This window comes from Streptomyces sp. NBC_00525 (assembly GCF_036346595.1).
Lineage (GTDB): Bacteria > Actinomycetota > Actinomycetes > Streptomycetales > Streptomycetaceae > Streptomyces.
Window position 1 is genome coordinate 759,314 of record NZ_CP107834.1, and the last position, 18,691, is coordinate 778,004.

16 protein-coding genes and 1 riboswitch are annotated in these 18,691 nt (G+C 72.6%); of the genes, 4 read left to right on the top strand and 12 right to left on the bottom strand.

What is annotated here, in order from left to right; all coding sequences use genetic code 11:
* Positions 1–52 precede the first annotated feature (52 nt).
* Entirely contained in the window at positions 53–1,405 is a 1,353-nt protein-coding gene (locus OG710_RS03200; protein ID WP_330237988.1) for a peptidase C39 family protein, read from the bottom strand.
* Between the two features lie 189 nt (positions 1,406–1,594).
* Between OG710_RS03200 and OG710_RS03205 the strand changes: the two genes are divergently transcribed.
* A complete protein-coding gene (locus OG710_RS03205; RefSeq protein WP_330237989.1) occupies positions 1,595–2,179 on the top strand; it encodes a uridine kinase family protein in 585 nt (194 codons plus the stop codon).
* A 393-nt stretch (positions 2,180–2,572) separates the two neighbouring features.
* On the top strand, positions 2,573–4,474 hold the full coding sequence (locus OG710_RS03210) for an AAA family ATPase (protein WP_330237990.1): 1,902 nt from the start codon (positions 2,573–2,575) through the stop codon (positions 4,472–4,474).
* Between the two features lie 91 nt (positions 4,475–4,565).
* On the opposite strand, the gene OG710_RS03215 is transcribed toward OG710_RS03210, so the two are convergent.
* The 10 genes from OG710_RS03215 to ribD form a co-directional block, all read right to left on the bottom strand.
* A complete protein-coding gene (locus tag OG710_RS03215; protein WP_330237991.1) occupies positions 4,566–5,693 on the bottom strand; it encodes a hemolysin family protein in 1,128 nt (375 codons plus the stop codon).
* Positions 5,690–7,051, bottom strand: a complete 1,362-nt coding sequence (locus tag OG710_RS03220; RefSeq protein ID WP_111333963.1) for a hemolysin family protein — start codon at positions 7,049–7,051, stop codon at positions 5,690–5,692. Before OG710_RS03220 ends, OG710_RS03215 begins: the two co-directional genes overlap by 4 nt.
* Before the next feature lie 186 nt (positions 7,052–7,237).
* Positions 7,238–7,702, bottom strand: a complete 465-nt coding sequence (locus OG710_RS03225; RefSeq protein ID WP_330237992.1) for a PH domain-containing protein — start codon at positions 7,700–7,702, stop codon at positions 7,238–7,240.
* Between the two features lie 25 nt (positions 7,703–7,727).
* A complete protein-coding gene (gene hisG, locus OG710_RS03230; RefSeq protein WP_330237993.1) occupies positions 7,728–8,576 on the bottom strand; it encodes an ATP phosphoribosyltransferase in 849 nt (282 codons plus the stop codon).
* Between the two features lie 59 nt (positions 8,577–8,635).
* Positions 8,636–8,908, bottom strand: a complete 273-nt coding sequence (locus OG710_RS03235; RefSeq protein ID WP_018103937.1) for a phosphoribosyl-ATP diphosphatase — start codon at positions 8,906–8,908, stop codon at positions 8,636–8,638.
* A gap of 34 nt (positions 8,909–8,942) precedes the next feature.
* Complete coding sequence (gene ribH / locus OG710_RS03240; RefSeq protein WP_111333960.1) at positions 8,943–9,428, bottom strand: 6,7-dimethyl-8-ribityllumazine synthase; 486 nt, start codon at positions 9,426–9,428, stop codon at positions 8,943–8,945.
* Positions 9,429–9,476: 48 nt separating this feature from the next.
* A complete protein-coding gene (locus OG710_RS03245) occupies positions 9,477–10,775 on the bottom strand; it encodes a bifunctional 3,4-dihydroxy-2-butanone-4-phosphate synthase/GTP cyclohydrolase II (RefSeq protein WP_330237994.1) in 1,299 nt (432 codons plus the stop codon).
* A complete protein-coding gene (locus OG710_RS03250) occupies positions 10,772–11,416 on the bottom strand; it encodes a nicotinamide mononucleotide transporter family protein (protein ID WP_330237995.1) in 645 nt (214 codons plus the stop codon). Before OG710_RS03250 ends, OG710_RS03245 begins: the two co-directional genes overlap by 4 nt.
* Complete coding sequence (locus OG710_RS03255) at positions 11,413–12,030, bottom strand: riboflavin synthase (RefSeq protein ID WP_330237996.1); 618 nt, start codon at positions 12,028–12,030, stop codon at positions 11,413–11,415. Before OG710_RS03255 ends, OG710_RS03250 begins: the two co-directional genes overlap by 4 nt.
* Entirely contained in the window at positions 12,031–13,131 is a 1,101-nt protein-coding gene (gene ribD / locus OG710_RS03260; protein ID WP_330237997.1) for a bifunctional diaminohydroxyphosphoribosylaminopyrimidine deaminase/5-amino-6-(5-phosphoribosylamino)uracil reductase RibD, read from the bottom strand.
* A 158-nt stretch (positions 13,132–13,289) separates the two neighbouring features.
* Positions 13,290–13,420, bottom strand: a riboswitch (FMN riboswitch).
* A gap of 286 nt (positions 13,421–13,706) precedes the next feature.
* Between ribD and OG710_RS03265 the strand changes: the two genes are divergently transcribed.
* On the top strand, positions 13,707–16,055 hold the full coding sequence (locus tag OG710_RS03265; protein WP_330237998.1) for a chitinase C-terminal domain-containing protein: 2,349 nt from the start codon (positions 13,707–13,709) through the stop codon (positions 16,053–16,055).
* Positions 16,056–16,135: 80 nt separating this feature from the next.
* Here OG710_RS03265 and OG710_RS03270 read toward each other — a convergent pair whose 3' ends face one another.
* On the bottom strand, positions 16,136–17,314 hold the full coding sequence (locus OG710_RS03270) for an ROK family transcriptional regulator (RefSeq protein ID WP_330237999.1): 1,179 nt from the start codon (positions 17,312–17,314) through the stop codon (positions 16,136–16,138).
* Between the two features lie 137 nt (positions 17,315–17,451).
* Between OG710_RS03270 and OG710_RS03275 the strand changes: the two genes are divergently transcribed.
* Positions 17,452–18,675, top strand: a complete 1,224-nt coding sequence (locus OG710_RS03275) for an MFS transporter (RefSeq protein ID WP_330238000.1) — start codon at positions 17,452–17,454, stop codon at positions 18,673–18,675.
* Positions 18,676–18,691: the final 16 nt, after the last annotated feature.

Consider the following 18,691-nt stretch of genomic DNA (forward strand, 5'->3'; position numbering starts at 1 on the left):
GCTCCATATCGGCGGCGACGGTGCGGTCACTCCGGCCGGGCCCGCTACGTGTTCACAGCAGCCCCACCGATCGCAGCGCGCGTCGCTGGAACGGGTCGGGGTGGGCCGGCCAGTAGATGTAGCAGACGCCGCCCGTGCCGCTGCGGACCTTGCCGTTCGCGTCGTACCTCTTCGTGCGGAGCCAGATGGTCTCCCACTCGTGGCGGCGGTAGACGCGGCGGACCGCCTCGTCGTCCGGGGAGGCGGGGTCGTTGGCGATGACGTCGCCGTCGGCGGTGAAGCCGATGACGGTCATCAGGTGGCCGGACGTGCCGTAGCCGGCGCCGGTCAGCTCCTCCTCGAGGAAGGACTGGGAGGTGATGACGGGGATGCCGGCGCGGATCAGGGTCTCCACGTCGGCGAGGGAGCCGAGCCGGGTGACGGCGGCGCTCATGGCGGGGTACGTGGCCGCGTAGGCGGCGTTGAACGGCCAGTTGCCGCAGCCCTCGTACTGGTAGTCGTAGGTGAAGCGCGCGGCGTGGCAGACCTGCGGGTCCTGGATGCCGGGCTCGACCCAGGCGAGGTCGTCGGCGGTGGGTTTCCGGCCCCAGTACTCGATGATCATCTGCGATGAGGTGGGGCTGCACCACGCCTCGCCGCCGTTGTCGTACTCGGGGTACTGGCCGACGTGGATGTTCTGCGAGTAGCGCGGCACCGGCAGTTCGCGGCGCAGGCGGGGGGTGCCGGCGGGCACGGTGAAGCGGTCGGGGATGTCCGAGGCCATCGCGCCCACGCGCCACACCGTGGGGGTGCGCCGGGTGCCCGGAGCCCGGTACAGGGTCAGCCGGAGGCGGTAGGACAGCAGGCGCAGGCCGCTCGCCGCGTCGTCCACCGAGAAGGTGTCGGTCCACACGGAGCTGCGGCCGTCGCCCTGGCCGTCCACCGAGGTGCGGCGGATGTCCGTGTCGCCGGAGGCCCAGCGGCCCATCACGTACCACGGGGTCTCGGCGCCGTCCGAGTAGCGGCCGCGCAACTCGACCTGGAGCCAGGTACCGGGCGGGGTGTGGGCGTTCCAGGAGGCGATGACCTCGGTGGCGGGGACGGCGGAGCGGTGCACGGGCGAGGTCCAGGTCGCGTACTCCCAGGCGGTGGTGGTGCCGGTGTGCGGGTCGGTGTAGTCCGTACGGCCCAGTGGGTGGGCGATGACGAGACCGGCGCGGCGGCCGGGCACCGCGCGGGTGCCGGCGCCGTTGCCGCAGCGCCAGTCGGTGTACGTGGTCCAGGCGTGGTTGTCCACCGGGGTGCGGGGCGGCGCGGGCCGGTCGGCCCGAGGTGCCGCGAAGGCGGCGGACGACAGCGTGCCTGCTCCGGCGGCGGCCGCGACGGCGGCGGCGAGCACGGTGCGGCGGGATGCGGGACTGGGCATGGGCGAGACCCCCGGTCGTCTGCGGAATGGGGCTGCGGTGCACGACAGTGCGCCAACTATCGCGGTTCGCGTCCCGGTTCGGCCAGCGCTTCGGGCCGTGCCGGGCCTACCAATATTGGTCTCTGCCACTGGCGTGACCTGCGGCTGGGCCGAACGGCCGAGGGAGCGCCCGGCTCGTAGGCTGGGCGCATGAGCGACCTCGCGCCACAGGCCGCGCTGCTGCGCGCCCTCCCCCCGTCCTGCGGCCCGGTGCGGCTGGTCGCCGTCGACGGCCACGCCGGATCGGGCAAGAGCACCTTCGCCGGCCGGCTCGCGGCGGCGCTCGGTGACGCACCCGTGCTCCATCTGGACGACCTGGCCAGCCACGAGGAGCTGTTCGCCTGGACCGAACGGCTGCGCGACCAGGTCACGGGCCCGCTGTCGCGCGGCGAGCCCGCGCGCTACGCGCCCTACGACTGGACGGCGCGGACCTTCGGGCCGCCCAGGACCCTGGAACCCGCCCCCGTGGTCCTGATCGAGGGGGTGGGCGCGGGCCGGCGCGCGCTGCGGCCGCTGCTGGCGCGGCTGCTGTGGATGGACCTCGGCGCGCGGGAGTCCTGGGCGCGGGGCCGGCGGCGCGACGGACCGGCGCTGCGCTCCTTCTGGGACGGCTGGACGGCGGCCGAGACGGCGCACTTCGCCGCCGACCCGTCCCGCCCCTGGGCGGACGCTCTGGTACAGCAGTTGCCCGTGGGGTACGCGTGGCTGCCGGGGCCCTTGCGAGAGCGGTGCTGAACCGTTCCGTCACCGGGCGTGACCGATGCCCGCCGCCATGCCGGGCGGCCCGAATTCGGCTCGGAACCGTCTCAACTCCGCTTGACCCGGGGGCGGTACAGGTCTTACGTTCTCAATGTGCGGCTTTTCGGAGCCCCCACAGACGCGAAGCCCCCGGTTGTTCCCCCGTGACCGGGGGCTTCGTCCTGTCCACCGCGCACCCCTCCCCCACCCCGTTTCTCACCCTGGGTCACGACGCCTCCCGGGCCTGCGGCACCCTTCGTCGGATACGCACCGCACAGGTACGATGCCTCTCGGTGGGGTCAATTCCCGTCCACGGCACAGTGATTCGCGCGCCTCGGCGGGCTTTCGGGCGCGGCGGGACATCCTGGGGGCACGTTTGTGGGGGACCTGATGGACTTCGGCACGCAGGGCACACAGGCCCCGGCCGACCTCGCCTGGCTGCGGGGCGTGGACGCCTACACGATGGGCGCCTATCCGCAGGCCGAGGAGGAGTTCCGTGCGGCCGTGCGCCAGGACCCCGCGATGGCCGACGCCTGGCTCGGACTGCACGCGCTGCGCGTCGACACCGCGTCGGCCCTGCTGCACATGCACCGCCACCGCGACCGCTTCGGCGAGCAGCGCACCCGTCACCGGCGCACCCTGAACTCCTGGTACTGGCTGGGCTGGTGGGTGCAGCCGGTGCTCGAGAGCCCGCGCGATCTGCTCCTGGCGCACGCCTCGCACTGGCTGGACGGCCGCCATGTGGCGGAGCTGGACCGGGCGCTGGCGGCCCTGCCCCCGGTGGAGACCGATCCCCAGGTCCGCTTCCTGCACGCCTGCCGCTCCTATCTGGTCAAGGACTGGGAGCAGCTCGTGCGCCACACCGAGCAGCTGATCGACGATCCGCTGCTGGGCATCGAGGCCGGGCTGTTCGGCGGCATGGCGCGGGTGCGGCTGGAGATGTACGGGCAGGCGGAGCCGATGCTGGCGACGGCCCTGATGCGCTGCCGCAGCGAGCAGCCCCAGCGCAAGGAGCTGCGCTACTGGCTGGCCCGCGCGCACGAGGGCACCGGCCGCAGCGCCGCCGCCCTGCCGCTGTACCGGGCCGTGCACCGGATCGACCCCGCCTTCATGGACACCTCGGCGCGGCTCGCCGCCATCGCGGACTACGACGGCCTGGACGGCTCGGAGGACGTGTCGGGGCTCGCCGCGGTGTCGCTGACCGGCGTCGAGGCGGACGGGTTCTACGGCGAGGGGCAGGCGGAGAGCGCCCTGCCGCCGGGGGCCGAGCAGCCGGACGGCCGGGAGCTGCCGGCGGGCGGCGAGCCGCAGGACGCCTCCGGTGCCGCCGTCTCGCCGCTGCCCGGCGGGGTGCGGGCGAAGGCCCCGGCGCGCCGGCCGTTCCCGGCCGGGCCCAGCGATCCGGCGCTGCTGGCCGAGGCGCTGGCGGAGCTGGAGCGGATGGTGGGCCTGGAGCCGGTGAAGCGGCAGGTCAAGGCGCTGTCGGCGCAGTTGAACATGGCGCGGCTGCGGGCGGGCCAGGGGCTGCCCGTACAGCCGCCGAAGCGGCATTTCGTCTTCTCCGGCCCGTCCGGCACCGGCAAGACGACGGTGGCGCGCATCCTGGGCCGGGTGTTCTACGCGCTGGGCCTGCTCGGCGGCGACCATCTCGTGGAGGCGCAACGGGCCGACCTGGTGGGCGAGTTCCTGGGCCAGACGGCGGTGAAGGCGAATGAGCTGATCGATTCGGCGCTGGGCGGGGTGCTGTTCGTCGACGAGGCGTACAGCCTGTCCAACACCGGGTACAGCAAGGGCGACGCGTACGGGGACGAGGCGCTTCAGGTCCTGCTGAAGCGGGCGGAGGACAACCGGGACCATCTCGTGGTGATCCTGGCCGGCTATCCGGAGGGCATGGACCGGCTGCTGTCCACCAATCCGGGGCTCTCCTCGCGCTTCACGACCCGGGTGGACTTCCCGAGCTACCGGCCGCTGGAGCTGACCGCGATCGGTGAGGTGCTGGCCGCCGAGAACGGGGACGGCTGGGACGAGGAGGCGCTGGAGGAGCTGCGCTCCATCAGCGGCCATGTCGTGGACCAGGGCTGGCTGGACGAGCTGGGCAACGGCCGCTTCCTGCGGACGTTGTACGAGAAGAGCTGTGCCTACCGCGATCTGCGGCTGTCGGGCTGTACGACGCCGCCGACGCGGGACGACCTGGCGACGCTGCGGCTGCCGGATCTGATGCAGGCGTACGGCGAGGTGCTGTCGGGCCGGGGGCCTGCGGGCCGCGGCCCGCAGGAGCCGCCGGCGCCGTGACCCGTGCCGTGCGGCGCGCCGCCGGCCACCGGAGGGTTCCGGTGGCCGGCGGCGCGGCGGTACGGGTACAGCGACGGCTACGGGGACGGGCTCAGCCCACCAGGGCGCCCGCCCCGTCCGGGTCGGTGGTCCGCTCCCCGGTTCCCCGCTCCCCCGCGATCGGCTCCCCGGTGCGGCGTGGTTCCGCCACCCGGTGCGCCGGGTCGCGTACCTCACCGACCAGCATCTCCAGCACGTCCTCCATCGCGACCAGGCCGAGCACCCGCCCGGAGGCGTCGGCGACCTGGGCGAGGTGCGTGGCGGCGCGGCGCATCACGGTCAGGGCGTCGTCCAGCGGGAGTTCGGCCCGTACGGTGGCCATCGGGCGCCACAGCTGCTGGGGCACCGCGCGCTCGCGGTCCTCCAGGTCCAGGACGTCCTTGACGTGCAGGTAGCCCATGAAGGGGCCGCCCCCGTCCGCGCAGACCGGGAAGCGCGAGAAGCCGGTGCGCACGGTCAGCTCCTCGATGCGGCGCGGGGTGACGGAGGGGTCGACGGTCACCAGCGCGGCCCGGCGCAGCAGGACGTCGGTGACCGGATGGCTGCCCAGCTCCAGGGCGTCCTCCAGGCGTTCGCGCGCCTCGGGTTCGATGAGTCCGGCCTGCCCGGAGTCCTCCACCAAGCGGTTGAGCTGCTCGCTGGTGAAGACGGCCTCCACCTCGTCCTTCGGTTCGACGCCGAAGAGGCGGAGCACCAGCCGGGCGCAGGCGCCGAGCGCCGAGGTGACCGGGCGGCAGAGCCGGGCGAAGCCGACGAGGCCGGGGCTGAGCCAGAGCGCGGTCTTCTCCGGCGCGGCCATCGCCAGGTTCTTGGGGACCATCTCGCCGATGACGAGGTGGAGGAAGACGACGAGGGCGAGCGCCAGCACGTAGCCGAGCGGGTGGACCAGCCCTGCGGGCAGGTGCACGGCGGTGAAGACGGGCTCCAGGAGGTGGGCGACAGTCGGTTCGGCGACGGCGCCCAGGGTCAGCGAGCAGACGGTGATGCCGAACTGGGCCGCGGCCATCATCCGGGGCAGGTTCTCCAGCCCGTACAGCACCTGGCGGGCGCGGGTGGAACCGGCGGCGGCGAGGGGTTCGATCTGGCTGCGGCGCACCGAGACCAGGGCGAACTCCGCCCCGACGAAGAAGCCGTTCGCCAGGACGAGGAGTCCGGCGAAGAACAGCTGGAGGAGGCTCATCGCGCGGCCTCCAGGACGGCGGGCCGCGCGGGGTCCGCGGCGGCCGGCACGGCCACCCGGACGAAGCGGACCTTCTCGGCGCGGTAGTGGCCGACCTGGCGGACGGAGATCCGCCAGCCGGGGAGTTCGGCGCGGTCGCCGGGGGCGGGGATGCGGCCCAGCAGGTCGGCGACGAGTCCGGCGACCGTCTCGTACGGGCCGTCGGGCACGTCCAGTCCTATGCGGCGCAGGGTGAGGACCCGGCAGCTGCCCTCGGCGTCCCAGGCGGGCCGGCCGTCCTCGGGCGGGGCGGGGGCCAGCTCGGGGCGGTCGGCGCCCTCGGCGTCGTGCTCGTCGCGGACCTCGCCGACGAGCTCCTCGATGATGTCCTCCAGGGTGACGACCCCGGCGGTGCCGCCGTACTCGTCGACGACGACGGCGATCGGCTGCTCGTTGCGCAGCCGCTGGAGGAGCTGCTCGACGGGCAGGGTCTCGGGCACCAGGAGCGGCGGCACGGCGATGCGGCCCGCGGTGGTGCGCAGCCGGTCGGGGGCCGGGACGGCCAGGGCGTCCTTGAGGTGGATCATGCCGACGACCTCGTCGATGCGCTCCCGGTAGACGGGGAAGCGGGAGAGGCCGGTGGCGCGGGTGAGGTTGAGGACGTCCTCGGCGGTGGCGGAGGTCTGCAGGGCGCTGACCTTCACGCGCGGGGTCATGACGTGCTGGGCGGTGAGCCCGGCGAGCGACAGGGTCCGTACGAAGAGGTCGGCGGTGTCCTGTTCGAGGGTGCCGGCCTCGGCGGAGTGCCGGGCGAGGGAGACGAGTTCGCCGGGGGTGCGGGCGGAGGCCAGTTCCTCGGTGGGTTCGACGCCCAGCAGGCGTACCAGCCGGTTGGCCGCGGTGTTCAGGGCGCCGATGACCGGCCGGAAGAGGCGGGTGAAGCGGGCCTGCGGTCCGGCGACGAACCGGGCGACCGTGAGCGGGCGGGAGACCGCCCAGTTCTTCGGGACGAGTTCGCCGATGACCATCTGGACGGCGGCGGCGAGCAGCATGCCGGTCACCACGCTGACGGTGGGGACGGCGCCGTCGGGCAGGCCGGCCGCGGCGAAGGGGCCGTCGAGGAGCTGGGCGAGGGCCGGTTCGGCGAGCATGCCGACCACCAGGGAGGTGATGGTGATGCCGAGCTGGGTGCCGGAGAGCTGGAAGGAGAGTTCGCGCAGGGCGTCGGTGACCGATCGGGCCCGCCGGTCGCCCTCGGCCGCGGCGCGCTCGGCGTCCGCGCGTTCCACCGTGACGAGGCCGAATTCGGCCGCCACGAAGAATCCGTTGGCGAGGATGAGAAGGAATGCCGCGGTGAGCAGCAGTAGGGGGGTTGTCATGCCGCCGCCTCCGCTGAGGGGGCGGCGCAGGTACTACCGGACGATCCGTCCATTGCTGGAGGGAGTCACTCCTCGGGTCGCAGGAAAAGCCCCGCCGGCCGGGTGGGCCTTCGGGCGGGGCGGGGCGCGCACGGGGCGCCGCCGTTCTCCAGAGTAAACAACGGGAGGCCCTGCGGGGCAGGGGGCTCAGCCGTTGTCCGTGCCCGTGCCGCGGTTCTCGGCGAGGGCGCGGAGCGCGCGGACGTCCCGGATGGCCTGCTGCTTGGCGATGCCGGGCTGGATGCCGAGGGCGGGCATGCTGGTGCCGTCGCTGAGGTCGAGAAAGACCCACGGATCGCCGACCCGCAGGTTGACGCGGACGATTTCGGCCCAGGACAGGCGGCGGCTGCGGGTGAGGTTGACGACGGTGACGCCCTCCTCGTCGGCGACGACCTTGGGCCGGCTGAGCAGCGCGAGGACGCCGAAGAAGAGGAGGGCGGTGAAGACGAAGCTGACCCGTTCTCCCCCGCTGAGCTGTTCGAGGGTGAAGGCGACGACGGTGATGACGGCGAACATCACCGCCCCCACGGTGAGCAGGACCATCCGGGTGCGGGTCGGCCGGAAGGTGACCGGCAGGGCCGGGGTGCCGGTCGGGGGCGTGGGGGCTGACATCGTGCTCTTCTTCCGTCTCCCGCCGTCAGAGACGGCAGGCGTGGATCGCGGTGGTGAGGATGGCGCGGGCGCCGAGGTCGTACAGGTCGTCCATGATCCGCTGTGCCTCGGCGGCGGCGACCATGGAGCGGACGGCGACCCAGCCCTCGTGGTGCAGCGGGGAGATGGTCGGCGACTCCAGGCCGGGCGTCAGGGCGACGGCGCGCTCCAGGTGCTCGACGCGGCAGTCGTAGTCCATCATCACGTAGCTGCGGGCGACCAGGACGCCCTGGAGGCGGCGCAGGAACTGCTGGACCTTGGGTTCCTCGCCGGGGGCGCCGGTGCGCCGGATGACGACGGCCTCGGAGGTCATGATCGGTTCGCCGATGATTTCGAGGCCGGCGTTGCGCAGGCTGGTGCCGGTCTCCACGACGTCCGCGATCACCTGGGCGACGCCGAGTTCGATGGCGGTCTCGACGGCGCCGTCGAGGTGGACGACGGAGGCGTCCACGCCGGAATCGGCGAGGTGCTTGGCGACGATGCCCTCGTAGGAGGTGGCGATCGTCAGGCCGCCGAAGTCCTGCGGTCCGGCGACGGTGCCGGGCTTGGCGGCGAAGCGGAAGGTGGAGCGGGCGAAGCCGAGCCGGAGGATCTCCTCGGCCTGGGCGCCGGAGTCGAGCAGCAGGTCGCGGCCGGTGATGCCGATGTCGAGGCGGCCCGAGCTGACGTAGATGGCGATGTCGCGGGGGCGCAGGTAGAAGAACTCGACCTCGTTGGCGGGGTCGACGAGGACGAGTTCCTTCGACTCCTTGCGCTGCTTGTAGCCCGCCTCATGGAGCATCGCCATCGCAGGCCCGGAGATGGCTCCCTTGTTGGGGACGGCGATGCGCAGCATGAGGTCGGGTTTCCTTTGCGGAGGGTGGGGCGGGACGGGTACGGGGTGCGGGGTCCGGCTCAGAGGTGGGCGTAGACGTCGTCGAGGGAGATCCCGCGCGCGACCATCATCACCTGGACGTGGTACAGCAGTTGCGAGATCTCCTCGGCGGCGGCGTCCTTGCTCTCGTGCTCGGCGGCCATCCAGACTTCGGCGGCCTCCTCGACGACCTTCTTGCCGATGGCATGGACCCCCTTCTCCACCAGCTCGGCGGTGCGGGAGGTGGAGGGGTCGCCGTTGGCGGCCTTGAGCTGCAGCTCGGCGAAGAGCTCTTCGAAGGTTTTGTTCGCCATGATGTGCTCAGAATACGGGGTGCCGGGCCCGTACTCAGCGCCAGGGTTCGCTGACCGAGCGCAGTGTGGCGGCGGTGGCGACGGCAGCGGTGACCGCTTCGTGCCCCTTGTCCTCGTTGGACCCTTCGAGTCCGGCGCGGTCGAGCGCCTGTTCCTCGGTGTCGCAGGTGAGGACGCCGAAGCCGACCGGAACGCCGGTGTCGACGGCGACCCGGGTCAGCCCGGCGGTGACGCCGTGGGACACGTACTCGAAGTGCGGGGTGCCGCCGCGGATGATCACGCCGAGGGCGACGATCGCGTCGTAGCCGCGGCCGGCCAGCACCTTGGCGACGACGGGCAGCTCGAAGCTGCCGGGGACGCGGAGCAGGGTCGGCTCGTCGATGCCCAGCTCGTGCAGGGCGCGCAGGGCGCCGTCGACGAGTCCGTCCATGACCTTCTCGTGCCACTGTGCGGCGACGACCGCCACACGGAGGTCACCGCAGTTGCGTACGGACAGTTCGGGTGCGCCCTTGCCGCTCATGTCTCTCCTGCTTCTCTGTACGGGTGACGTGTTGTGGTGCCGGTGGTGCTACTGGTTGCCGCAGGTCGACGCGGTGACGGCGTCGAGCCAGGGCAGGTCGTGTCCCATGCGGTCGCGCTTGGTGCGCAGGTACCGCAGATTGTGCTCGCCGGCCTGGACGGGCATCGGCTCGCGGCCGGTGACGGCCAGGCCGTGCCGGGTGATGGCGGCGGTCTTCTCCGGGTTGTTCGTCATCAGCCGCAGGCTGCGCACGCCGAGGTCCTTGAGGATCTGGGCGCCGGCGGCGTAGTCGCGGGCGTCGGCGGGCAGGCCCAGCTCCAGGTTGGCGTCGAGGGTGTCGACGCCGCGCTCCTGGAGTTCGTACGCGCGCAGCTTGGAGAGCAGGCCGATGCCCCGGCCCTCGTGGCCGCGCAGATAGACGACGACGCCGCGGCCCTCCTCGGTGACGCGGCGCATGGAGGCGTGCAGCTGGGGGCCGCAGTCGCAGCGTTCGGAGGCGAAGATGTCGCCGGTCAGGCACTCGGAGTGGACCCGGACCAGGACGTCGTCGCCGTCGGCGAGGTCGCCGTGGACGAGGGCGACGTGTTCGACGCCGTCCGTGGTGGAGCGGTAGCCGTACGCGGTGAAGGCGCCGAAGCGGGTCGGGAGCCGGACCTCGGCCTCGCGGCGGACCGTGGGTTCGCTGGTGCGGCGGTAGTCGATCAGGTCCGCGATGGAGACGATCGTGAGGCCGTGCTTGCGGGCGAACGGCACCAGCTGGGGCAGCCGCAGCATGACGCCGTCCTCGCCGGCGATCTCCACGATGGCCCCGGCGGGCCGCAGTCCGGCGAGCCGGGCCAGGTCCACGGCGGCCTCGGTGTGGCCGTTGCGCACGAGTACGCCGCCGGGGCGGGCGCGCAGCGGGAAGATGTGGCCGGGGCGCACGAAGTCGCCGGGGCCCGCGGTGCCGCCGGCCAGCAGGCGGAGCGTGGTGGCGCGGTCGGCGGCGGAGATGCCGGTGGAGACGCCGTGGGCGGCGGAGGCGTCCACGGAGACGGTGAACGCGGTCTGCATGGACTCGGTGTTGCGGCCGACCATCTGGGGCAGTTCGAGCCGTTCCAGCTCGTCGCCCTCCATGGGCGCGCAGATCAGGCCGCGGCACTCGCTCATCATGAAGGCGATGATCTCGGGGGTGGCCTTCTCGGCGGCGATGACGAGGTCGCCCTCGTTCTCGCGGTCCTCGTCGTCCACGACGACGACGGGCCGGCCGGCGGCGATGTCGCGGACGGCCTGCTCGACGGGGTCGAGGGCGAGGTCCTCCTCGGGCGTCCGGTGTTCCGGGTGCAGCCAGGTGGGCTGGGCGGTCATGCCGTGACTCCTTCCAGTACGGGTGTCCGCGTACGCAGCCACCAGTCGCGCATCCCCCACAGGACGAGGGCGCCGTAGACGACGTAGATGAGACCGGAGAAGGCGAGTCCGCTGTGGAAGTTCAGCGGGACGCCGACCAGGTCGACGAGGAGCCAGGCGAACCAGAACTCGACCATGCCGCGGGCCTGGGCGAGCATCGCGACGAGGGTGCCGGCGAAGATGTAGGCGTCGGCCCACGGGCTCCAGGAGAGCGAGGGGAAGGCGGTGAACAGGCCGCCGACCGCGAGGGTGCCGAGGGCGGCCCCGCCGGCCAGGTAGCCGCGTTCGCGCCAGGTGGCGAAGCGGACCGCGATGGTGCCGTCCTGTGCCTGGCGCCGGCCGCGGTTCCACTGCTGCCAGCCCCAGACGGCGACGGCGATGACGATGAGCTGCTTGCCGACGCTGCCCGCCTGGTGGACGGAGACGTTGGCGGCGACCAGCACGACGCCGGACAGGAGCTGGGCGGGCCAGGTCCAGATGGAGCGCAGCCAGCCCAGGGCGAGGGCGATCAGGCCGACGGTGTTGCCGATCATGTCGGACCAGATGATGTGCTGGCCGAGGAGGGTGAACGCCTCGGAGTTCAGCCAGTGCACGGCGCTCACTTCGCGTCCTCTCCGGGCTCCGGCGCGCCGGCGCCGAGCAGCCGCTCGACGTACTTCGCGATGACGTCCACCTCCAGGTTGACCGGCTCGCCGGGCCCCTTGAGGCCGAGCGTGGTCAGGGCGAGGGTGGTGGGGATGAGGCTGATGGTGAAGTGGTCGGGGGCGGCGTCCACCACGGTGAGGCTGACGCCGTCCACGGTGATCGAGCCCTTCTCCACCACGTACCGGGAGAGGTGCGCGGGCAGCGAGACCTTCACGACCTCCCAGTTCTCGGAGGGGGTGCGCTCCAGGATGCGGCCGGTGCCGTCCACGTGGCCCTGGACGATGTGGCCGCCGAGCCGTCCGCCGAGCGCCATGGGGCGTTCGAGGTTGACGCGGGAGCCGGTGGTCAGGGCGCCGAGGCTGGAGCGGTTCAGCGTCTCGGCCATCACATCGGCGGTGAACTCGTGCTCGCCGAGGTCCACGACGGTCAGGCAGACGCCGTTCACGGCGATCGAATCGCCGTGCTTGGCGCCCTCGGTGACGACGGGGCCGCGCAGACGGAAGCGGGAGGCGTCGTCGAGCCGCTCGACGGCGGTGACCTCACCCAGTTCTTCGACAATTCCGGTGAACACTCAGTTTTCCTTCCGGGTGTGGCCGGGAACGGCGGTGACGCGCAGATCGGGGCCGATGCGAACGGTCTCCGTCACGTCGAGGCGCAACGCCTCGGCGAGCGTGTGGATTCCGGCGTCGGCGAGGGCGGCGGGGCCCGCGCCGAGGAGGACGGGGGCGAGATAGCCGACGACCTTGTCGACGAGTCCCGCGGCGACGAAGGCGCCGGCCAGGACCGGGCCGCCTTCGAGGAGTACGGAGCGCACGCCGCGCCCGTGGAGGGCGGCGAGCAGGGCGGTGAGGTCGAGGCCGGGCCCGGTGGCGGCGGGCGGGAGGCGCAGGACGGCCTCGGCGGGCAGGTGGCCGGCGTCGGCGTCCTCGGCGACCGCGATCAGGGTGGGCGCGGTGGTGTCGAGGACCCGCGCGCCGGGCCGTACGGCGGTGGCGCGGGTGTCCAGGACGACCCGCAGGGGCTGGACGGCGCCGTCGATGCCGCGCACCGCGAGCTGGGGGTCGTCGGCGCGGGCGGTGCCGGAGCCGACGAGCACGGCGTCCGCCTCGGCGCGCAGCCGGTGGACGTCGGCGCGGGACTCGGCGGAGCTGATCCAGCGGCTGGTGGCGTCGGCCGCGGCGACCCGGCCGTCCAGGGTGGCCGCGTACTTCCAGGTGAGGTGCGGGCGGCCCCGGCGCACGGAGGTCAGCCAGGCGGCGTTGCCGGCCTCGGCCTCGGCGGCCAGGAGGCCGGACTCGGTGCGGACACCGGCGGCGCGCAGGGTGGCGGCGCCTCCGGTGGCCTGCGGATTCGGGTCGCCGACCGCGTACACGACGCGGGCGATCCCGGCGTCGGCGAGCGCGCGGGAGCAGGGGCCGGTGCGGCCGGTGTGGTCGCAGGGTTCCAGGGTGACGTAGGCGGTGCCGCCGCGGGCCCGGTCGCCGGCCGCGCGCAGGGCGTGGATCTCGGCGTGCGGGCCGCCGGCGCGCTGGTGGAAGCCCTCGCCCGCGGGCTGTCCGGCGGCGTCGAGGACGACGCATCCGACGACCGGGTTGGGGCTGGTGGAGCCGAGGCCGCGGGCGGCGAGCGCGATGGCTCGGCGCATGGCGGTGATGTCGGCTGCGGTGTCCACCGGGTCCTCCTGCCTCTTCGGGCACGGACTCCGGGGCCTGTCGATGACGACAGAAGAAGCGGGACGCACGACAGGGGACGCCGGATGCCGGAAAACACGGATGGTCCGGTTGCCCGGAAAACCATCCGCCGACGGCGGCGTACCCGCGAAACGGCCCGCCGCGCACTGCCTCCCATCCGGACTTTAACCGTCGGTCCAGGAATCTCACCTGGTCAACCGGCCGCTGGATGCGGACGGGTCGCGGACTATAACCGCCGGTTCGGAATTACACCGACCCCGGAGTGCGCTGCTGCTGGTACAGGGTCAGTGTGCCACGTTCGGGCGCGACCCATACGGGCGAACGCTGTGGAGTGGCTCACAGACGCCGCGTGACAAGGATCTTTTCGGACACTCGCACAGGAAAGAACCGCGATTGGTCCAGACCTATTGACGCACTGGTCTAGTCCTCTTAATCTCTGCGTCACCTTCGAGGAACGGTCCGGCGGCCTACGAACGCCCCGCGGACCAGGGACGACCCATCCCCCTTCCCCTTCTTGTCAGTTGTGTTCTGCCGACCTCCCCAGGAGGAACCGAACGTGCTGTCCCCCACCCGAGCGAGAGCCTCGCTCCTCGCCGCCGGCGCCGGCGTCGCCGCGCTGCTGATCGGCTCGCTCTCCGCGACCCCCTCGGCCGCCGCCGTCGACCAGGAGTCCTGTCGCCCCGACGGGCTCTACGAGACGCCCGGTGTCACCGTCCCCTACTGCTCCGTGTACGACTCCGAGGGGCGCGAGAAGATGGGCGCCGACCACCCCCGGCGCGTCATCGGCTACTTCACCAACTGGCGGACCGGCAAGGACGGCAAGGACGCCTACCTCGCCTCCGACATCCCCTGGGACAAGGTCACCCACCTCAACTACGCCTTCGCCCACGTCGACGGCTCGAACAAGCTCTCCGTGGGCGCGGACGGCCCGAACAACGCCTCCACCGGGATGACCTGGCCGGGCGTCAAGGGTGCCGAGATGGACCCCGGCTTCCCGTACAAGGGCCACTTCAACCTGCTCAACAAGTTCAAGAAGCAGTACCCGAACGTCAAGACGATGGTGTCGGTCGGCGGCTGGGCCGAGACCGGCGGCTACTTCGACGAGAGCGGCAAGCGCGTCGACTCCGGCGGCTTCTACTCGATGGCCACCAACGCGGACGGCTCCGTCAATCAGGCCGGAATCAACACCTTCGCCGACTCCGCGGTCGACTTCATCCGGACGTACGGCTTCAACGGGGTCGACATCGACTACGAGTACCCCACGACCATGAAGGACGCCGGCAACCCGCTGGACCACACGCTGTCCAACGCCCGCCGTCCCGGCCTGGTCAAGGGCTACGCCGCGCTGATGAAGACCCTGCGCGAGAAGCTCGACCGGGCGTCCGCCGCCGACGGCAAGCACTACCTGCTCAGCGTCGCCGCCCCGTCCTCCGGCTACCTGCTGCGCGGCATGGAGACCTTCCAGGTCCAGAAGTACCTGGACTACGTCAACATCATGTCGTACGACCTGCACGGCGCCTGGAACGAGTACGTCGGCCCGAACGCCTCGCTGTTCGACGACGGCAAGGACGCCGAACTCGCCCAGGCGAACGTCTACTCGACCTCGCAGTACGGCGGCACCGGCTACCTCAACACCGACTGGGCCTACCACTACTTCCGCGGTTCCATGCCGTCCGGCCGGATCAACATCGGCCTGCCGTACTACACCCGCGGCTTCAAGAACGTCCAGGGCGGCACCAACGGCCTGTGGGGCAAGGCGGCCACCTCCGACTGCCCGGCCGGCGCGGGGCTGACCAAGTGCGGTGACGGCGCGGTCGGCATCGACAACCTCTGGCACGACCTGGACACCAACGGCAAGGAGTCGCCCGCCGGCTCCAACCCGATGTGGCACGCCAAGAACCTGGAGAAGGGCATCGTCGGCGACTACGTCACCGACTACGGGTTCCCGGCGGACACCACGCTGACCGGCACCTACGTCCGCAACTACGACTCCACCCTGGTGGCGCCGTGGCTGTGGAACGCCGAGAAGAAGGTCTTCCTCTCCACCGAGGACGAGCAGTCCGTCCAGGCCAAGGCCGACTACGTGGTCGACAAGGGCATCGGCGGCACGATGATCTGGGAGCTGGCCGGCGACTACGGCTGGAACGCGGCCAAGGGTCAGTACGAGCCCGGCTCGACGCTCACCTCCACGATGTACGACACCTTCAAGAACGCCACCCCCTACGGTGCGAAGCGCTCCACGATCGACCTGCCCACCCAGGCGCTCGACATCGACGTGTCCTTCGGCGCGTTCCCGCTGGGCGACTCGAACTACCCGATCAGCCCCAAGCTGACGATCACCAACAACACCAAGGCGACGCTGCCCGGCGGCACGGAGTTCCAGTTCGACTACTCCACCTCGGCGCCCGCCAACGCCAAGGACCAGTCCGGCTTCGGCACCACGATCGTGCGCAGCGACCACACCGCCTCGAACAACATCGGCGGTCTGAAGGGCGACTACAACCGCGTCTCGCTGAAGCTGCCGTCCTGGCAGAGCCTGGCGCCGGGCGCCTCGGTCCAGGTCGACTTCGTGTACTACCTGCCGACGTCCACGCCGTCCAACTGGACCGTGACCTTCGACGGCAAGTCCTACGCCCTGGCGGGCGACCTGGCGCGCGGCACGACGGTCGTCGAGCCGGGCACCGGCTCCACCCCGACGCCGGACCCGTCCGGCTCCACCGGCCCGAGCCCCGACCCCACGGGCGGCGCCTGCACGGCGGCGGCCTGGAACGCGGACACCGCCTACGGCGCGGCCACGACGGTGAGCCAGGACGGACACCAGTGGAAGTCGAAGTGGTGGACGAAGGGCGAGAAGCCCGGAACCACCGGTGAGTGGGGCGTCTGGCAGGACCTCGGCGCCTGCTGAACCCGCTGAACCGCTGATCCGCTGAATCCCCCCGGTCCGGGGCGGGGCGCCCGACGCCCCCGCCCCGGACCGTTCCCGTTTCAGCCCCGAGGGGCGAACAGCGCGTCCTGCGCCGCCTCGCGCGCCGCGAGCAGCGCCCCCTGCCTGACCGCCGTGCCGCCCAGCAGGGCCGCCCGGACCCCGGTGCGCAGCGGGGACATCGTGGCCAGCCGCTCCTCGACGCGGGCGGCGAGGGCCGCGCCGCCCGCGTGGCCCACCTCGCCGGAGAGCAGGAGGAGGCCGGGGTCGAGGACGGCGGTCACCGAGGCCGCGCCCACCGCGATGCGGTCGGCCGCGGCGTCGAGGAAGCCCTCGCAGTCGCCCTCCCCCGCGAGGGCCGCCCGGACGGCCGCCGCCGCGCCGGGCTCCTGGCCGTCCGCCGGGACGCCGATGCCGTGGGCGGCGGCCAGTTCGCACAGCGATACCGAGCCGGTCAGCGAGTGGAATCCTCCGTCGCAGTTGACGGCGGACGGCCTGCCTCCCGTGCCGGGGACCGGCAGGAAGCCGATCTCGCCCGCGCCGCCCGAGGCCCCCCGGCGCAGCTTCCCGTCGAGCATCACCGCCGCGCCCACCCCGTGGCCCAGCCAGAGCAGGACGAACGTGTCGCTGCCGCGGGCCGCGCCGACGCGGTGCTCGGCGACGGCGGCGAGGTTCGTCTCGTTCTCCACGAGCACCGTCGCCGGCAGCCTCTCCTGGAGCACGCGGACCAGACTGCGGTGCCAGGAGGGCAGTCCACTGCTGTCCCGCAGCTCCCCGGTGACGGGGTCGATCAGGCCGGGCGCGCCGATGCCGACGCTGTGCAGGGGCGCGCTGCCGGCGCTGCGGGCGGTGGTCGCGAGCAGGGCGACGGCCTGTTCGACGGCGTTGTCCTCGGCGGTCTCGGTGCCGATCGGCAGCGTCGCCTCGGCGAGCGTGACGCCCAGCAGATCGGCGACGACGACGGAGACACTGTCGGTGCGCACATCGAGCCCGGCGAGCAGCGCGCGGTCCGCGACGATCCCGTAGAGCCGGGCGTTGGGGCCGCGCCGGTCGGCGCCGGTCTCCCCCACCACATGGACGAGGCCCGCGTCCTGGAGCCGTTCGACGAGGTCGGCGACGGTGGGCCGGGAGAGTCCGGTCAGCTTCTTCAACTGAGTGGCCGTCAGGGGGCCGTCCTGCTGGAGGTGTTGCAGGGCGAGCCGGTCGTTGATGGCCCGAGCGGTGCTCGGTGATGCGCGCATACGGGAATCCTTCCAGACCGCCGCCGGCATCGGTTGAGTGGGCGGACTATTTATCAGGCAGGGTTCCTGATAGTTTACTGCCCGCAACACCGACAACTGCTTCAGCCGGGACGGCTTCAGCGAAGGGCACGGGGGACATGACAAAGGAATCGACGACAGCGGTCTTCGGCACCGGGGAGGTGCGGCGGGCCAGGTACGCCATCGCGGCGGTCTTCACCGTGCACGGAGCGGTGACCGGCAGCTTCGCCACGCGGGTGCCCTGGATCCAGGACCACGCGGGCGTCAGCGCCGGGCAGCTCGGGCTCGCCCTGGCGTTCCCGGCGATCGGCGCCTCGGTGGCGATGCCGCTGGCCGGGGCGGTGAGCCACCGCTTCGGCGCCCGGACCGCGCTGCGCGGGCTGCTGGCCCTGTGGACGCTGGCCCTGGTCCTGCCCTCGCTGGCGCCCGACCTGCTGACGCTGTGCGTGGCACTGTTCGCGTACGGGGCGGCCGCGGGCATGTCCGACGTGGCGATGAACGCCCTCGGCGTCGAGGTGGAGAACCGGCTCGACAAGTCGATCATGTCGGGGCTGCACGGCATGTGGAGCGTGGGCGCCCTGCTGGGGTCCGCGGCCGGCACGGTGGCCGCGCACGTGGGCGCGGACGCCCGGCTGCACCACGTCGTCGCCGCCCTGGTGCTGACCGCCCTGGGCCTGGTCGCCTGCCAGTGGGTGCTCGACCTGCGCAGCCGGCCGGACGAGGAGGCGCCGCCGAGGTTCACGCTGCCGCCCAAGTCCGCCCTGATCATCGGCGCGGTGGGCTTCTGCGCGGTGTTCGCCGAGGGTGCGAGCCTGGACTGGTCGGCGGTCTACCTGCGCGACTCGCTGGGCAGCTCGGCCGGTCTCGCCGCGGCGTCCACCACCGCGTTCGCGCTGACGATGGCGGTCGCCCGGATCGCCGGCGACCGGGTCGTCGACCGCTTCGGCGCGGTGCGCACCGTACGGGCCGGCGGGCTGCTCGCCACGGCCGGCGGCGTCCTGGTGGTCACCGGGCCGAACGCGGCGCTCGCCCTGTGCGGCTTCGGGATGATCGGGCTCGGGATCGCCGTGGTGGTGCCGCTCGCCTTCGCGGCGGCCGGGCGCAGCGGGCCCAAGCCGGCCCAGGCCATCGCGGGTGTCGCGACGATCACGTACACCTCCGGGCTCATCGCCCCGTCGGCGATCGGTTCGCTGGCGGAGGCCACCTCGCTGGTCGTGTCGTTCGGCCTGGTGTCGGTGCTGGCCTTCGGGCTGGTGCTGGGCGCCGGGGTGCTGCGGGCCGGTGACCGCAAGGCGCCGTCCGGCGAGGCGGCACGGGAGACGGCGGCGGCACCCCGCGCCTGACCCCGTCCGGGCACCA

Excerpts from the sequence above, each read along its gene's own strand:
- OG710_RS03200 (WP_330237988.1), bottom strand. The coding sequence starts at position 1,405 with ATGCCCAGTCCCGCATCCCGCCGCACCGTGCTCGCCGCCGCCGTCGCG.
- OG710_RS03205 (WP_330237989.1), top strand. The coding sequence starts at position 1,595 with ATGAGCGACCTCGCGCCACAGGCCGCGCTGCTGCGCGCCCTCCCCCCG.
- OG710_RS03210 (WP_330237990.1), top strand. The coding sequence starts at position 2,573 with ATGGACTTCGGCACGCAGGGCACACAGGCCCCGGCCGACCTCGCCTGG.
- OG710_RS03215 (WP_330237991.1), bottom strand. The coding sequence starts at position 5,693 with ATGAGCCTCCTCCAGCTGTTCTTCGCCGGACTCCTCGTCCTGGCGAAC.
- OG710_RS03220 (WP_111333963.1), bottom strand. The coding sequence starts at position 7,051 with ATGACAACCCCCCTACTGCTGCTCACCGCGGCATTCCTTCTCATCCTC.
- OG710_RS03225 (WP_330237992.1), bottom strand. The coding sequence starts at position 7,702 with ATGTCAGCCCCCACGCCCCCGACCGGCACCCCGGCCCTGCCGGTCACC.
- hisG (WP_330237993.1), bottom strand. The coding sequence starts at position 8,576 with ATGCTGCGCATCGCCGTCCCCAACAAGGGAGCCATCTCCGGGCCTGCG.
- OG710_RS03235 (WP_018103937.1), bottom strand. The coding sequence starts at position 8,908 with ATGGCGAACAAAACCTTCGAAGAGCTCTTCGCCGAGCTGCAGCTCAAG.
- ribH (WP_111333960.1), bottom strand. The coding sequence starts at position 9,428 with ATGAGCGGCAAGGGCGCACCCGAACTGTCCGTACGCAACTGCGGTGAC.
- OG710_RS03245 (WP_330237994.1), bottom strand. The coding sequence starts at position 10,775 with ATGACCGCCCAGCCCACCTGGCTGCACCCGGAACACCGGACGCCCGAG.
- OG710_RS03270 (WP_330237999.1), bottom strand. The coding sequence starts at position 17,314 with ATGCGCGCATCACCGAGCACCGCTCGGGCCATCAACGACCGGCTCGCC.
- OG710_RS03275 (WP_330238000.1), top strand. The coding sequence starts at position 17,452 with ATGACAAAGGAATCGACGACAGCGGTCTTCGGCACCGGGGAGGTGCGG.